Source organism: Marinilabilia salmonicolor JCM 21150 (assembly GCF_000259075.1).
GTDB classification, from domain to species: Bacteria; Bacteroidota; Bacteroidia; order Bacteroidales; family Marinilabiliaceae; genus Marinilabilia; species Marinilabilia salmonicolor.
In genome coordinates this window covers 20,034-36,392 of record NZ_AJKI01000006.1, presented here as the reverse complement: position 1 = coordinate 36,392, position 16,359 = coordinate 20,034, and the positions used below count along the sequence as shown (strand labels likewise).

At 44.3% G+C, this 16,359-nt stretch carries 9 protein-coding genes; 6 read left to right on the top strand and 3 right to left on the bottom strand.

All coding sequences use genetic code 11. The annotated features are described in order from the left end of the window. Positions 1 to 81: 81 nt before the first annotated feature. Positions 82 to 342, bottom strand: a complete 261-nt coding sequence (locus tag W7W_RS0105090; protein ID WP_010662750.1) for a hypothetical protein — start codon at positions 340 to 342, stop codon at positions 82 to 84. Between the two features lie 805 nt (positions 343 to 1,147). Continuing rightward, positions 1,148 to 3,211 carry an acetate--CoA ligase family protein gene (locus W7W_RS0105085; RefSeq protein ID WP_010662749.1) on the bottom strand — a complete coding sequence of 688 codons (2,064 nt, stop codon included), beginning with the start codon at positions 3,209 to 3,211 and terminating at the stop codon, positions 1,148 to 1,150. Positions 3,212 to 3,665: 454 nt separating this feature from the next. Between W7W_RS0105085 and hydE the strand changes: the two genes are divergently transcribed. The 3 genes from hydE to pgl all read left to right on the top strand — a co-directional run bounded on the left by hydE (position 3,666) and on the right by pgl (position 7,456). Continuing rightward, a complete protein-coding gene (gene hydE / locus W7W_RS0105080; protein WP_010662748.1) occupies positions 3,666 to 4,754 on the top strand; it encodes a [FeFe] hydrogenase H-cluster radical SAM maturase HydE in 1,089 nt (362 codons plus the stop codon). A 318-nt stretch (positions 4,755 to 5,072) separates the two neighbouring features. Next, positions 5,073 to 6,587, top strand: coding sequence for a glucose-6-phosphate dehydrogenase (zwf, locus tag W7W_RS0105070; protein ID WP_010662746.1), 1,515 nt, complete (start codon positions 5,073 to 5,075; stop codon positions 6,585 to 6,587). 167 nt (positions 6,588 to 6,754) lie between these two features. Beyond that, on the top strand, positions 6,755 to 7,456 hold the full coding sequence (gene pgl, locus W7W_RS0105065; protein ID WP_010662745.1) for a 6-phosphogluconolactonase: 702 nt from the start codon (positions 6,755 to 6,757) through the stop codon (positions 7,454 to 7,456). A gap of 162 nt (positions 7,457 to 7,618) precedes the next feature. On the opposite strand, the gene W7W_RS0105060 is transcribed toward pgl, so the two are convergent. After that, a complete protein-coding gene (locus tag W7W_RS0105060) occupies positions 7,619 to 11,944 on the bottom strand; it encodes a translocation/assembly module TamB domain-containing protein (protein WP_238532126.1) in 4,326 nt (1,441 codons plus the stop codon). Between the two features lie 1,208 nt (positions 11,945 to 13,152). Here W7W_RS0105060 and W7W_RS0105055 point away from each other — a divergent pair. Genes W7W_RS0105055 through W7W_RS0105045 form a run of 3 tightly spaced genes read left to right on the top strand, consistent with a single transcriptional unit; the run spans position 13,153 to position 16,209 of the window. Next, positions 13,153 to 13,578, top strand: coding sequence for an amino acid-binding protein (locus tag W7W_RS0105055; RefSeq protein ID WP_010662743.1), 426 nt, complete (start codon positions 13,153 to 13,155; stop codon positions 13,576 to 13,578). Positions 13,579 to 13,585: 7 nt separating this feature from the next. Next, the gene (locus W7W_RS0105050; protein WP_010662742.1) at positions 13,586 to 14,896 is read left to right on the top strand and encodes a phenylacetate--CoA ligase family protein; all 1,311 of its coding nucleotides are present in this window, start codon (positions 13,586 to 13,588) and stop codon (positions 14,894 to 14,896) included. Then, on the top strand, positions 14,893 to 16,209 hold the full coding sequence (locus W7W_RS0105045; RefSeq protein WP_010662741.1) for an aminotransferase class I/II-fold pyridoxal phosphate-dependent enzyme: 1,317 nt from the start codon (positions 14,893 to 14,895) through the stop codon (positions 16,207 to 16,209). The genes W7W_RS0105050 and W7W_RS0105045 overlap by 4 nt, the downstream gene beginning before the upstream one ends. The last annotated feature ends 150 nt before the right edge of the window (positions 16,210 to 16,359 follow it).

Below are 16,359 nucleotides of genomic sequence, written 5' to 3'. Positions count from 1 at the left end.
AAACTCCTATTCAGGAATTTCAGCCTTTGAAGATTATCGAGCTTCTTCTTTTATCTTTTAATGCCGTTTTTGAGAAAATTTCTACCGCTGATAGTTAGGGGTTCCTCCACCAAAAGGGTTCTCTTTTTTATAGTCCGACTCTGATGGTAAAGAATTATTCGGAAAACTTGAAACTCCACTGATAGTCCCAGTGCCAGCACCTCTAGGTCCCTCACCACTCCCCGGGTCTCCAAGAGATGGATCTTGTAAAAGCACCACCCGATCAATCTCCACCACCTCCAACACCGGTTTCCGGTAGGCCTTTTTATTGCTTGTAGTATGTATGTTATTCCCGATCTTCATTCAGGTTATATAACTGTTTTGTTTATGGTAATATCTATCTCCTTACGGGTTGTAGGTGCTAAAGGTTTCGATGAGCGGTATTTATCTGCAACGGATACAACCTGTTTTCCCTTCTCACGTTATACTATTTTTCAATGCGCAAAGATTGCAAAAAATGAGGAAACAGCCTACAGGATTGGATAAATAGGGGAATTTCTTTGATGAAAAGAGAGAGGGGCCCCCTAAATCCCCCCAAGGGGGACTTTGAGTTGCGCTGTGGGGGGGCAGGCGGGGTTGGGTTTTCGGGTTATATTGTGTTTTGAGTTATGTGTTTCGGGTTTTGTGTTTAGAGTTACGGATTGTGTTTGCGGGGTGGCGGTTCCCCTTTCAGGGGGTTAGGGGGTAGCGCGATGGGGGGATAGTAGTGCTTTGGGTTCAGGGATTAGTGTTGCGTGTTTTGAGTTGGGTGTTGAGTTATGTGTTGGTTGAGAGTTTTGAGTCCTTGGTCTGGTGGGTTGGGGATGCCCCAAAAGGAAGATTTTGTGTTAGAGATTCATGCTTAATCTACTTAATTTAACCGCAGAGCGGTGTCAGACCGGTAGCAGGAGAGTGTCCTGGTAAAGAATAGGCTGCGGAGGTGCGACAGAAGTCTTATTTGTCGTCAGGAGACGACGTTTATAAAACCCCTCGTGCGGAAACGAGGGGGAGAAAAGCTTATCATATAGTGGAATATCCCATTTTACGAGCATTCTCTCAGCTTCAGCCTCAACCTCAACCTTAGCTCCCACAGCCCCTAAACACTTCCCAAACTCCCCCTTGAGGGGATTTAGGGGGCTTCCACCCTTATTCTCCCATCCACAGCAATGATTTCATCCTTATTCCCAATCAGGGGATTCAGGTCGATCTCCTTGATTTCGGTGGCATAGCGGAGTAGCGTGGAGAGGCGAACGATGATTTCCACATATTTGTCTTCATTGATGCCCTCTTTACCGCGGGCTCCTTTAATGACCGGATAGGCTTTGAGGCTGCGAACCATGGACCGGGCTTCCTCAAAGGTAAGGGGAGCCAGACCGTAAGAGGTATCACCCAGCGACTCGACGAATATACCGCCCAGACCGCAGAGGATTACATGGCCAAAAGTGGGTTCATACTTTGCGCCGATGAAAAGCTCGGTGCCGGTTTGCATCTTTTGAACCAGCACGGATTTTACCCCTTTGATTTTGCGCATCCGGCGGTATTCGGAGAGGAGGTGTGTTTCTGATTTGATGTTGAGGGTAACCCCTCCCACGTCGGATTTATGCACCGGCCCGATGACTTTCAGTGCCAAAGGAAAACCGAGTCTTTTGGCCAGTGAGATGAGTTCTTTTTTGGAAGTGGCAATTCCTTCTTCCACTATGGGAATGCCTGCAGCTTCCAGCAATTCATTGTTGGTTGCAGGATCCAAAAAGCCTTCAGGGGCATGTTTTATGACAGTTCGGATGGCATGAATATCAATTCCTTCAGTGAAGATTTCTTCATCCGCAGGGGCGGGTGTCTGGTTGATACTGGTAAGAGCCCGGGCCAGCACTACTTCATCGGGAAAGTTGATGTGACCGTGTGATAAAAAGAACTCTACCTCCTCATGCGCACTGCTGATGGATGGCAAAATAGGGAATACCGGCTTTCGGCACTGCTTCATCTTACGGTCAATCATCTCGTAGGCATCGAATACCCGTGAGAGTCCGGTGCTGCCAAAAATCACAATCATCCCATGGATGTTGTCCATTTGCGTGTCGCAATATTCAATGACCTGTCCCAGTTGTTCGGCAGTTCCGGTAGCCAGAATGTCAATGGGATTGGAGGCTGATGACCCTGGATTCAGGATGTTCAGGATGTCATCATGGGCTTTGCCTTCAATGGCGGGAATGTTCAGTCCTCCCCCCGAGAGCGCATCGGTAAGCATCACCCCTGCACCTCCGGCGTGGGTGATGATAGCCAAATTTTTACCTTCCAGTTTGGGGTAATTAAACACGGATGCCACTGTGGTGAGCTCTTCCCGACCAAAGCAGCGTACAATTCCCGCTTTTCGGAACAATGCCTCCACGGCTGAATCGGAATTTGCCAAAGCACCTGTATGTGAGGCGGTGGCCCGTTGTCCGGCATCGGTAATGCCTGATTTGATGGCTGCAATGCGGCATCCTTTGCGAATGAGAGAAGAGGCATGCTTCAGCAGCTTGTCCGGGTTTTTGATGTTTTCGACGTAGATCAGTTTGATATTGGAACTTTTGCCGGGAATGTAGGTTTCATCCCAGTATTCCAAGACTTCTTCAATTCCTGTCTGGGCACTGTTGCCAACAGTAATAAGCGACGAGAAAGTCAATCCTTTGGGAAGAGCAGATTCCAGGATGAAAACTGCTGTGGAGCCTGATCCTGAGACAAAATCGCATCCCTGTGGATCCAGTTTAGGCACGGGACTGGTGAAAATTCCGCTATAGGTGGGAGTGAGCATCCCGATACAGTTGGGCCCGATAAGTGCGCCGTCAACTTCTTCGACGGCTTTCCTGAGTTCTTCTTCCAGTTCAGCTCCTTCAGGACCATCTTCACTAAACCCTGCTGATATAACGATAAATGCCCGGGTCCCTTTGGTTTGTGCCAGTTCCTTCACTGCAGGCACACAATGTTGTGCAGCGATGGCCAAAATGGCCAGATCAATCTTTTCAGGAAGGTCGGCAACGGTCTTAAAGCACTGAACTCCCTGTACCGTCTCTTTTTTAGGATTGACGACGGATAATTTTCCCTGAAAACCGCCATCAAGGATGTTTCTCAGGAGTTTACCTCCCGGTTTGCTTATGTCGTCCGATCCGCCAACTACAACAATGCTTTGGGGATTCAGCAGGCTCTCATTCATCATGGTTGTGTCTGTTTTATATTTCAAAGTTAGGCTTTCCTGAACAGACTTTCTTTGAGTTTTGTCAGGGAATTTTGGCAAAGAGCATGGAGCATGGGGCATGGGGCATGGGGCATGGGGCATGGAGTGACTTGTGACTTTTAGCTCTTAGCTCGCAGGAAGAGGAAAGTTTTAAGGGAGTGTAAACCCGATTGAGTCAGCGTAGGGTATTTGCCGGCGGCGACCAATTGGCGTTTTAGCGTGGCGACTTTCGGGTATTTGAAAGCGGTCCCTGAAAGGGGCCAATTTGAGTAACCCCGAGTGCAACTCGGGGCAGCTGGTGCAAATGAATCGGGTCCCCGAATGGGGGCCAACTACTAATGTTATGAGAGTTTAAAGATTTACAAATAGTCCGGACACAACATTTCTCCGTTTTTCTTATTATTTTCGAAGAAATAAAAGTCAAAAGAAAATCTCATTGAAAAGTACGATTCAAAATATAATATTATCTGCTGACTGGGCTGCGGAAAATCTTGAGAAACTTCTGGCCTCAAGGGGAGAAGAACAAAAAGAGTTGTTGAGTATGGGAGGAGAGACACTTCTCAACAACCGTGGCAATGAAGTCTATTATCGCGGGCTGGTGGAGTTTTCAAATATTTGCACCAAAGATTGTTATTATTGCGGTATTCGCAAAAGCAACCGGAATACCGATCGTTACGATCTTCCGGATGACGCTATTCTGGAGGCGGCCCGTTTTGCTTATGAGCACAAATATGGTTCATTGGTTTTGCAATCCGGAGAACGTGACGACCCTGCATTTGTGGAGCGGATCGATCAGCTGCTGAAGAAAATTAAGTCTGCCACCAACGGAGAATTGGGAATCACACTTTCCTTGGGGGAGCAGTCGGAGGAGACTTACCAACGTTGGTATAAGAGTGGAGCCCATCGCTATCTCTTAAGAATTGAAACTTCTGATGAAAGCCTTTATCATCAGTTACATCCGAGCGATGAAAAGCATAATTTTGAGAAAAGGCTGCAATGCCTGAGGAGTTTGCAGGAAGCGGGCTATCAAACCGGAACAGGTGTGATGATTGGAGTGCCGGGGCAGACATTGAAACATCTTGCGGAAGACCTCCTTTTTATGAAAAATTTTGACATCGATATGGTGGGAATGGGGCCTTATATTGAACATGAGGAAACCCCGTTGTATGCGAAAAAAAATCTTCTGTGGCCGCTTCAGGAGCGTTTTATGACATCGCTTAATATGGTGGCTCTCTTGCGGTTGATGATGCCGGATATCAACATTGCTGCTACTACAGCGATGCAGACTATTGATCCCGTGGGACGTGAAAAAGCCATGCAGGCCGGGGCCAATGTTATTATGCCAAATATTACTCCATCGAACCAGCGGCGTAATTATTTGTTGTATCAAAACAAACCCTGCACCGACGAAGGAGCTGATGATTGCAGCAACTGTCTCTCCATTCGCCTCGAAATGATTGGGCGGGTTCCCGGATATGATCAATGGGGGGATTCAGAACATTATTTTCGGCGGACAAGGGGGTGAGTGATTGTGCTGATGGGTTTTTGAATGAGATCAGATACATGACTATAACCAAACTTTTATTAGTTTATAGCCAGACTTTAATTATGGCGGTTGGAATAGTGATTGTTGGTGAATACATCAATATGTTATGGAATAATGTGGATGTGTTAAAACTGTTAGGTCCCTCCGGGGCCATATCCGGTCTGGTATAGATGCATTATGCCTCAGGTTTTTTGAGGTATTTACCAGTGATTCCCGGGGTTTTGCACAATCGGTGGTTGGGGAGCAATCTGGAACAATTAAGAATCTAATTCTATACAGGAAAACAACATATAAACAATGAAAAAACCAAAAAACCACATACTGGTCATATTCGGTGCTTCAGGCGATTTGACCAAACGAAAATTAATACCTGCTCTGGCCGATCTTCATCATCAGGAATTGTTGCCCGAAAAATTTGCCGTCCTGGGTCTGGGGCGTACGGATTTGTCAGATGAGCAGTTCCGGGATAAAATGATCGACGGAGTGAAAGAATTTGCCTCCAAAAAGGAGAATGAGCACAATGATTTTCTGGATCAGCTTTATTACTATTCATTCAATACCAAAGACGCCAGCGAATACGAAGGTTTCCGCAACCGACTGGAAGAACTGGATAAGGATATAGGGACTGATGGTAACTTTATATTCTATCTGGCCACACCTCCCAGTATGTATCCTTTAGTGCCAAAATTTCTTGCGGAGCAGGGGTTGAATAAAAGTGAATCCGGTTTTCGTCGCCTGATTGTGGAAAAACCCTTTGGATATGATCTGGAAAGTGCGCAGCAATTGAATTGTGATTTGCTCAAATATTTTAAGGAGGAACAGATTTACCGTATTGATCATTATCTGGGAAAAGAGACCGTACAGAATCTTTTGGTGACCCGTTTTTCCAACGGAATATTTGAGCCGTTGTGGAACCGGAACTTCATCCATCATGTGGAGGTCACTTCTTCCGAAGATATCGGGGTTGGCGGACGCGGTGGCTACTACGAAGGTTCGGGGGCCATGCGTGATATGGTACAGAATCACTTGTTGCTGTTGTCCAGTCTGGTAGCAATGGAACCACCTACCCTGGTTAATGCGGAAAGTATTCGTAATGAAATTGTGAAAGTGTTGCAGTCGTTGCGGCCCATTCCGAAAGATAAAGTGGAGGATTTTGTGATTCGTGGTCAATATACAGAATCAAATGTGCGGGGGAATGAGGTGAAAGGTTATCGTCAGGAGGAGGGGGTAGATCCCAAATCGCGTACAGAAACTTTTGTGGCCATGAAGTTTTTTATCGATAACTGGCGGTGGGCAGGTGTTCCGTTTTATATCCGCACAGGGAAGATGTTGCCTACACGGGTCACAGAGATTGTGATTCATTTCCAATCCACTCCGCACCACCTCTTTTCTGAAGACAAAGAGATCCTGAGGCAGCAAAACCAGTTGGTCATCAGGATTCAGCCCGATGAGGGTTTGTTGATGAAATTTGGGATGAAAGTTCCCGGAGCAGGTTTCCGGGTGCAGGATGTGAATATGGATTTCCACTATTCTGAGTTGGGCGATACCTATTTGCCTTCAGCCTATGAACGACTTTTACTGGATTGTATGCTGGGTGACCCCACGCTTTATTCACGTGGCGATGCGGTGGAAGCAGCCTGGAAGTTTATTGATCCCATATTAAAGGCCTGGAAAGAGAACCCCTGCATTAAAGTACATGGTTATCCCGGTGGTACCTGGGGCCCCGATGTTAGTGACGATCTGATTGAAGGAAACATGACCTGGAGATATCCTTGTAAGAATTTGTCTGACGGCCTTTACTGTGAGCTTTAAAGGGGAAGGGCCCCCTATATCCCCCCAAAGGGGACCTGGAACTATAAAGATTGTTATATCCTATCTTTATTTGCCAACACCTCAGCTATTAATAGCCGAGAAACGGTGAAATTTCACGGCCTTCAATTACCAATATAGTGGATTCCCTATACCAAAAACATAAAACTATGGAAACGAAAATTTTTTACTCAAAACAGCAACTGGCTCGTTTTTTCGGCGATTATCTTTCCACGCTGACACAGGAAAATGAGCAGATCAACATAGCACTTTCGGGAGGCAGTACTCCGGAGACCATTTTTGATGTTTTGTCGCAGGAGTACAGCAATGCTGTTGACTGGGAAAGGATACGGTTTTTCTGGGGTGATGAGCGATGTGTTCCACCTGATGATGGTGAGAGTAACTATAAGATGACGCATCAGCACCTCTTCTCTCTGTTGCCTGTTCCGGAAAAGAATATTTTCAGGATAAAGGGTGAGCTGCCCCCTGAAGATGCCCTCCGGGATTACCGTGAAATAATTGACAAAGAGTTGCCCAAAAAAGAGGGATTGCCCTTTTTTGATATTGTTTTGTTGGGAATGGGGGATGATGGTCATACTGCTTCAATATTTCCGCATGAAATAGACCTGTGGGATTCATCAGAGCTTTGCGAAATAGGAACACATCCAACTTCAGGACAAAAAAGAGTAACCCTTACCGGGAGAGTAATCAACAATTCCCGTGAGGTTATTTTTCTGGTTACCGGAAAGAATAAAGCAGAAAAAGTGGATGAAATTCTTAATGAAAAGAATGATTACATGAAATATCCGGCTGCCCGTGTTAACCGGGATAAAAGTCTCTGGTTGTTGGATCAGGAAGCTGTCGGGAGTTGACAGTAACCAATGATCAATTGCCAATGATCAATTACCAATGATCAATGATTAATTACCAGTGATCAATTACCAGTGATCAATTACCAATTACCAATGATCAGTTATCAGTGAATGTTAATTCACTGATTCATTATGCATTGAAGATTGTTTATTGATAATTGATCATTTATTATTGTTTTTCCCCGTAACGGCTTTCCAATACTTGAGCAACAAATCAGTGAATTTGTCAAACTCTTCTTTGAATGAGAGTCCGATTCCCTGTGTGGTGGGCGACGTTTCGTAGATGATGTCATCATTGGAGCGGGTGTAGGCTTTTGCACGAATGGTTCCGCTTGGGTTCAGTTTTACATCCATATCGAAATCACCTACCATTTTACTGGTGTTGGTTTGATACTTTCCGTATCCCACATTTCCGTTGATGCTCACACGATTGTTGAACATCTGAGTGGAAAGAGCTACTTCAATCTCCTCACTGGAGATATTATCTTCCGGCCTGTAACTGACACCTATGTCCACATCGTTACTGATGTTGGAAAGCCACCTGCTGAGTTGGTTGGACAGCATTTCGGTGGTTGTTACCAGAGCTGCATTGTTGGTCTGTAAGCCGGGGTCACTGCCCATTCGCATATATTCGGGTGTGTAGAATCTGTTCAAAACCAGTAAGGAGAGAACCTGCCTGTTCATTTCGTCTTCTGTGGAAATGAAATCAAGAATATAACTTTCCCGACTTTCTGTAAGCGTCGGTGCTTCCAAACCGAATCTGATGCCCGGTTTTTCAAGCGGCCCGTTAAGCATCAGGTTGCAGTTGATCGGAATGCGCCGTTGAATATCTCCGGATTCTTCGCTTCCGGAATTGCCAGCCATGGGGCCTACTAAGTCGGATAGTGAAGCTTTGACTTTGTAGATCGCCGTGAGGTCGATTCTTGCCTTGTAAGGATCTCCCTGCCAGGATACGACACCGCCTTTGTTGATGTCAAACTTTTTGTTGACCAGATTTTGGAGTGAAAAAAGATATTCTCCCCGGTCGATGATGTAATCCCCGAAAAAACTGATGTTGCCCTGTCTGTCTATCTGAATCTGGATATTTCCGTCTCCCGAAGCACTCAGCAGATCACCCAGAGTAGAATCAAAAATAATTTCAATGCGGGCCTCAGGAGTAACATCAATCTCCATGTTGAGTGAAAGCCCTGTAAGATCTACCTTATATTCATCGGTGTTGGTATTGATGGTAATCTGTTCTTCGTTTTTTTCATCACCGATAAACTGGATGAAGTTGCTTTGCACTGCTTCTTCTTTATTGGCCATGGGGATGAAGAAACGTGTGTTTTCCAGGGTTTCACCTTCGATGTTCAATTCGATATTTTGTGTGGTGCCTGTCACCATCATTTGTCCGTTGGCATAGACTGTTCCGTAATAATAGGGGTTGTCTTTTAGTTTTGTGTCCAGCACCAGCATATCGTTTACATCCATCTGGAGGTTATACACCATATTGGAAAAACTCTCGTGATAAATGGATCCCCTGAATTTACCCTCTTTGCCGTGTCTGTCTTTAACTGTCAGGTCCCGGAACCTGATTTCGTTTGGGTAAAACCATACCGAATCCTTTATTTCATAGCTGGTCTGTAACAGGTCAACGTTAAAGGTGCCTTCGTCCACCTTAATTTTTCCTGATAGAAGCGGTTTCGTCAGTTGTCCTGCCAGAAAAAGGTTTCCGGATGCTGTTCCGTCCAGATCCTGAAGTATGTTGCCAATAAAAGTGCTTAGGAAATTTATTTCAAAACGGTCCAGTTGCAAATCAATGTCCATTTTGTTTTCTGTGGGATTGATGTATCCTGACCCCACCAATGGTCTGTGATTATCTTTGAGGACGGAGGTGTTGACTTCCAGTTCACTTTTATCTGCATCCCACCTGGAGCCAAGCGTAAAGAATCCGATGGTATCATTGTTAAAACTAAACTGATCAATGGAAAAATTAGCGGTCCATAGCGGTGTCCGGTAAAAGTTTTTGAGCTCTATGCTGCCATCAGCAGTTCCGCCAAATCGGTGTTTAAACTTGCTAGATTCTCCAATGAACTGGGCCAAATCAATGTTGTCCATCTCCAGTCTCATTCCATCCATTGACTTTTTGTGTAAAAAGCCGTTGAGTGCCAAACGCTGTCTGGAATGATTAATTTCCAGTCCCTGAATGCTGAATGAGGAAGGGGTTATCATGCCACGCGCTTCACTGATATTCCAGACAGAGTCCTGAAGAATGACAGTTGAAGGGGCTAAACGGATGTCGGAGTAAAACCTTTTGTTCTTGTCTCTTCTGAAGGAGGTGGTTGTATAAATGGCTCCGCTGTTGGTTACTTCATCCCAGTTGTTCCAGAATATATTCACAGCCAATGTGTCCTGCGAGGCTTTGTTGTGAACCGAAAAGTTGTAGAGGGCAACAGTATTGTCTCTTTCTATTCTGGATGTTCTGAGAATGACCTCCATCTCTTTGCTGTTGATTGTGTTGGTGTGAAGTTCAATGTCTGAGGCTGAAATTCCCTGGTATTCGATTTTTTCGAAGCTCACATCAATATTGAGAATTTTGTTTTCGGAATCAACATTTCCTTTTAAGATGCCTGAAGCCGCAGCATCAAGTCCGGGGAGGAAAATGGCTGCTGCTCTGTCGAAACCATTGAAGTTAAATTCGAAGTTGAAAATATTTTTAGGTAAGTCTCTTCCTGGTTTTCTGTTGGTAAGTGAAGGTACAAAATGAGAAGCCATGTCGAGAAATGACTGGCGGAATTTCGAGAAGTTGTAAAGTCCGGAGATGTTTCCATCGATAAAGTTTGACCGGAGTTCAATTTTTTTTATGGTGTCTTCACGGAAGGCATGAAGAGAAAGAGAATCCAAAGATAGGGAAGTTTCAGGAGTATAAATCAGGCCTTCAGTGATGTTGATTTTTCCTGCCAGATTGTCGATGTTACCGCCCTGGAAATTTGCTGCTGCGGAAAGTGTGACCACAGCATCCTTCATGGAAGGAATCAGTTGAAGTCTGTCGGGCATTACATTTTTCAGTTCGGCATTAAAAAGGAAGGCCGGAATTTCTCCTGATGCATCAATCTCACCATCGAAGCGGAAAAACCCGTTGGGGTCCTGCATCTCCACCGATCCATCGAACCGTTGATAGGTAAATAGTCCGTTGATGTTGATGTCCTGATAGATGTATTTGTTCCACTCAAAGGAGTTGATATCGCCCATCAGGTAGGCAAAATAACTTTTTTTGTTTTTCCAGAACCCGTTGATTTCCACATTCATATTCAGATTTCCAGGGTTGTTTTTATTGCCAAGTGCTGTCCCTGCCCGGAAGTTGTTGGTTGTGAGAGCTCCGTTGAAAGAAATTCCATCTTCGGTATTGAATTTTACACCAATATCAGTGCTGAGGGATCCGAATTCTGTGTCGAAGGTTCCAAAAGCCACCATATCACTGAAAAAGCCGGTTAGGTTGCCGGAATAGTGAATCATTCCCAGATTTTCCAGAACCGCAGGTGGATTGTCCGTTTTTTTTGAAAAACGAAGAATGTCTTCCGAAGTGGTCTGAAGCTGCTCAATCTTCATGAAAATGAAGGTTTCCCTGAAATTACTCAGGTCGGTCAAATCAAAGGATGTTTTCAGTCGTGTGTGTCGTCCGGCCGAGAGAACGATGTTTCTGCCATTAATGTTGCGGAGAGAACCCGATATGTCTCCTGATAGAATTATGGGGTGACCCGTGATGGGGATATCGTGGAGATAAAGGGCGATTTCTTTTGGCGAGATAAGCAACTTATCCAGGTGGGTATGAAAACGTTGTTCAGCAGAAGGGCCTGTGTCAGATGGATTTCTTGTAAATTCCAACTCCTTGATGCTCAGGTCTGATTTGTCTGTTGTCAGAAAGAAATCTTTTATACTGATTTTGTCTTCCCGAATTTTCCCTTCGGCACCTGCTCCTGTTATTTTTAGTCCGTTTTTTTCAATCAGGCTCAGGTTTTCGAGTGCAAAATCAAGTGAGTCGTCCACGGTTGAAGTTCTTGTGGCGCTAAGGTTTAGTTCTGAGAAGGAGAGCTCGTTTACTTTGAAGGATTCATTTTTGAAGATGTCGTTGGATAGGGAGATCCTGCCATTTTCGATGTCCACACCACGGACCGAATAATGCCACTGGATGGTGTCCGGTCGGTTTTTTTTAAGAGAATCCAATAAGAAGGTAAAGTTCATTGCTTCGCCCTCTTGTTTCAGATTGAGAGTAGGTGAGGTGATTTTTACCCTTCCCAGAAAAATGTGTTTCTTGAAAAATGAAAAGTAATCTATTTCAGAATGAACACGGGGAGCAAACATGAGGGTGTCGTTGTGGAGATCGCGCACCAGAAAATTACTCAAACGGATACCGGAAAAGGGCAGCGCCTGAATGCGTCCGATAGATATTTCCGTGTTTAAATCGTGGCTCAGCCGGTTGGTCACACTGTTTACAACACGGGTTTGCACCCCGGGCAACATGAAAATGAGGGAGCCGAGAAGCGGTAATCCAATGATTACAAGAAGAATGATGTAAACTATTTTGTTGTAACTTTTGATGTCTTTCGGGCTTTTATGGTGATGTCTTTTTGAGCGGTTTGGGGCAGGATTTTTGAATTTTGTACTATTATATGCAAAAATAGTGCAAAGAGCCAAAGATTTCTAATAAAAAGGCAGATAGATTTGAAAAAAAAATCACTATTGTTCGGAAAAAACTATTATTTGAAAAGGAGATTGCTTCCTGCTTCTTTCCTTGCAGTCGCAATAACTCTGTCTTGAAGGTTCTAAGAAGGGTTGGTGGGGGTTGATTTTCGGCAAAGCTGAAAATCAACCCCCACCAACCCTCAATATCCTGCAAAGGCCCGTCATTTCTACCGTAGTGAAGCAATCTCAATTTCTTAACCGGACACCAATGAAAAAAATTGGATCTTGTGAAAATATGACCAATTGCAGAATAGTCGGTTTCTTCGGGAAATATTAACCTACAAAATACAGAAGACAGGTAAGGTCTAAACAGGCTGAAAGAATGAGAGGGGGGAATATTTATTACAATTTTCCCGGGACGTTGCCCCAGGCTATTGCTTAAAGACCTTCGGCCTTTTAAAAACTATTCCTTTAAAAGGAAAAGCCCTGCTTTTCGGAGTACTGATTTATCCAAAAATCATCAATTGCAATGTTCAATTAGCTGCTAAGTAGTGCCCGTCTATAAAGTCGGGAAAGTTTGTAAAAAGTACATGCGTCCTCAATAAAATTGAATTGAAAATAGTTCACTATTTCATCCGTATTAAATTTATTTATTATGGTCGGATGGAACTCATCCCGAACATTCGGGACCCGTTTCCTGCATCAATTTTCTTTGCGAGTGCCGGTATTTATTGGCAATTGAACATTTTATGACGAAAGCTCATGAATCGAAGATGGACGAAGACAATAAACCAGGCTTAAGAAAAACCTTTTTTGTTCAATAAAAGTTGTTAAAAATTTGTAATTTCCCCGTCATTTTAACCTACCTGATCATTTCCAATTGGTCCGGTCAGAGGTTCTTTCACTGGAAAACAAACAGGGATTTTTTGTAAAACTTTTCATCCTTTCGGATGTCAGTGATTGCTGAAACCTTGTAGAACTAATTACTGACCGTCGGATAATATTGGATACATCAGGCCTAAAAAATCATAGTTATGATTATCGAACAACTGTCGGTTTTTCTGGAAAATCGTTCAGGGAGATTACATGAAGTATTTGAGATTCTTGGCAAAGCCAAAATTAACGTATCTGCCTGTAGTATGGCTGATACCTCCGAATTTGGGATTCTTCGGTTAATTCCTTCCGAGCCTGTGAAAGCAAGAGAAATTCTTAAGGAAAATTTGTTTTCAGTGAATGTGAGTGAGGTCATCTCATTTGCTGCTCCCAATTCTCCGGGCGCGCTCTCCAGAGCGCTAAAAATACTTGCTGATGCCGGTATTGGTATTGAATACCTGTATGGGTTTTCACCGGGCGACAAGTCTTTTATTGTTTTGCGTCCTGATGATGCCAAAAGGGCGGTGGATGAGTTTCAGAAACATGAGATGGAGTTGATTTCAGCAAGTGATCTCTACAAATTTTAAAGAACTTATGGAAATATCGATATGGAACCGGCATTTTGAAACGATGCCGAGAGAACCGATGAGAACCCTTCAGAGTGAGCGTTTACGGGAAGTGGTGGAACGGGTCTATTTTAACGTACCTTATTACAGAGCTAAAATGCAGGAAAAAGGAGTTGGTCCCGAGCATATTCAGTCGGTTGATGATCTTCAAAAACTTCCTTTTACGACCAAGCAGGATCTGCGCGACAATTATCCCTTTGGTTTATTTGCCCTGCCCATGAGCGAAATTATTCGTCTGCATGCAAGCTCAGGAACGACCGGCCGCCCCACCGTAGTTGGGTATTCAAGACGTGACATTGCAGTCTGGTCGGAAGTAATGGCGCGTACCCTTACGGCAGCAGGTGTCACCAATAAGGATTTTATTCAGATTGCTTACGGTTACGGATTGTTTACCGGTGGTCTGGGACTTCATTACGGAGGTGAAAAGGTGGGGGCATCGGTTATCCCTATTTCCGGGGGAAATACCAGAAAGCAGCTTCAACTCATGAATGATTTTGGTTCCACGGTGCTGGCCTGCACACCATCCTATGCATCCTATCTCGCTGAGGCCATCGATGAAAGCGATATATCCCGGGAGGATCTGAAGCTCAGAGTTGGCATTTTTGGTGCTGAACCATGGACGGATAATATGCGTCGTGAGATTGAGAAAAAACTGAAGATTAAGGCTTTTGATATTTACGGGTTGAGCGAAATTATCGGTCCCGGAGTTTCTTTTGATTGTGAATACCAAAACGGACTTCACATCAATGAAGACCACTTTATACCCGAGATTATTGATCCCGAAACACTGGAGCCGCTTCCGGAAGGCGAGCTTGGGGAATTGGTTTTCACAACAGTGACCAAGGAGGGATTGCCCATCATCCGTTACCGGACCCGGGATCTTACCCGATTGCATTACGATACCTGTAGGTGTGGCAGAACATTGGTGCGAATGGATAAGTGTACGGGGAGAAGTGATGATATGCTGATTATTCGTGGGGTGAATCTTTTCCCCTCACAGATTGAAAGTGTGTTGCTTGAAATGGACGAAACTACCCCTCATTATTTATTGGTGGTGGACAGGATTAATAATCTTGATACCCTGGAGCTTCATGTGGAAGTTGAAGACCGTTTTTATCAGGACAAAATCAGTGAACTTCAGAATCTGGGTAAGAAAATTAAAAATCAGATAGAGAGTACCATTGGTCTCAGTGTGAACGTCAAGCTGGTGGAACCTAAAACCATCGAACGCAGTGAGGGAAAAGCTAAAAGAGTAATTGATAAAAGAAAACTGAAATGACACAAAACACTCCTTTTCCGGTTTCTGAAGCGAAAATGCAGGAATTGCGCCGGGAGCTGGGCATAAAAAGTCTTGCTTTTTGTACCATCAGGCAAATTGTGCAACTGGTGAATCGGTTGCAGGAAATAAGTGGTGAATCTTACATCCGTACCGAAATGGGGGTTCCGGGACTTAATACTCCTGAGTCCGGAGTTTTGGCTGAAATTGCTGCCATGAAAGAAGGGGTGACATCCGTCTATCCGCCCATCGAAGGGCGTGCGGAATTAAAAAAGGAGCTGTCCCGTTTTGCCCGGCTTTTCCTGAATGTTGATATAGATGCTGCTTCCTGTATCCCGACTGTTGGATCCATGCAAGCGTCGTTTGTGACTTTTATGGTCGCCAATAAGCGTGATCCTGAGAAAGATACCACTTTGTTTATCGATCCCGGATTTCCGGTGCATAAGCGCCAGATAGCTGTTCAGGGCATGAAATATGAGAATTTTGATATTTACAACTACAGGGGAGAAAAGCTTCGTGAAAAGTTGGAAAGCTACCTCAAGAAAGGGAATATCAGTACATTTCTCTATTCCAATCCCAATAATCCGGCATGGATTTGTTTTACCGATAAAGAGTTGAAGATTATCGGTGACCTTGCCAATGAGTATGATGTGATTGTGATGGAAGATCTGGCTTATTTTGGCATGGATTTCCGGCACAATTACGGTGTTCCCGGCAAGCCTCCACATCAGCCTACGGTTGCGCGATATACGGACAATTATGTGTTGCTCTTTTCCAGTTCAAAAATATTTAGTTATGCAGGACAACGTATTGGAGGTTTGCTGATTTCAGATGCATTGTTTGGAAAGTCGTATCCTCACCTTGCCAGTGTTTTTAATTCGGATCGCTTTGGGACAGCCATTCTTCAGGATGCTCTTTATTGCACTACCGCCGGTACTGCCCACTCACCACAGCTTGGTTTTGCCGCTTTGTTAAAAGCCGTGAATGACGGTGATTTTGATTTTCGCAGTTACGTAAAAGAGTATGGAGAGCGGGCCTCAATTATGAAAAAGCATTTTAGGGACAATGGTTTTCAGTTGGTGTATGATAAAGATGAGGATCAGGATGTGGCTGATGGTTTCTATTTTACCATTAGTTACCCCGGAATGACCGGAGAAGAGCTTTTGGGGCAGTTGCTGCGCTATGGGATAAGTGCGATAACACTCGATACAACAGGCAGTTCCAGAAAAGAAGGCTTGCGGATTTGTGTTTCTCATACCTCCAAAGAGCGGATGGGGGACCTTGCCAAACGTTTGCAACAGTTTTCATCAGTATAAAATTAATCTAAGTCATTGGTCTGATGGAACTCGCGATTCTTTTATACATGCCCTTTTGTGGCTGATTGGAAAAATCAAAGCTCCATGCTCGTTTCATCCGTATAAAATTTGCTTATTAAGATCGGATGGAACCGCTTCGCTCTCGCATAA

Excerpts from the sequence above, each read along its gene's own strand:
- W7W_RS0105085 (WP_010662749.1), bottom strand. The coding sequence starts at position 3,211 with ATGATGAATGAGAGCCTGCTGAATCCCCAAAGCATTGTTGTAGTTGGC.
- zwf (WP_010662746.1), top strand. The coding sequence starts at position 5,073 with ATGAAAAAACCAAAAAACCACATACTGGTCATATTCGGTGCTTCAGGC.
- W7W_RS0105050 (WP_010662742.1), top strand. The coding sequence starts at position 13,586 with ATGGAAATATCGATATGGAACCGGCATTTTGAAACGATGCCGAGAGAA.
- W7W_RS0105055 (WP_010662743.1), top strand. The coding sequence starts at position 13,153 with ATGATTATCGAACAACTGTCGGTTTTTCTGGAAAATCGTTCAGGGAGA.
- W7W_RS0105045 (WP_010662741.1), top strand. The coding sequence starts at position 14,893 with ATGACACAAAACACTCCTTTTCCGGTTTCTGAAGCGAAAATGCAGGAA.
- W7W_RS0105090 (WP_010662750.1), bottom strand. The coding sequence starts at position 342 with ATGAAGATCGGGAATAACATACATACTACAAGCAATAAAAAGGCCTAC.
- pgl (WP_010662745.1), top strand. The coding sequence starts at position 6,755 with ATGGAAACGAAAATTTTTTACTCAAAACAGCAACTGGCTCGTTTTTTC.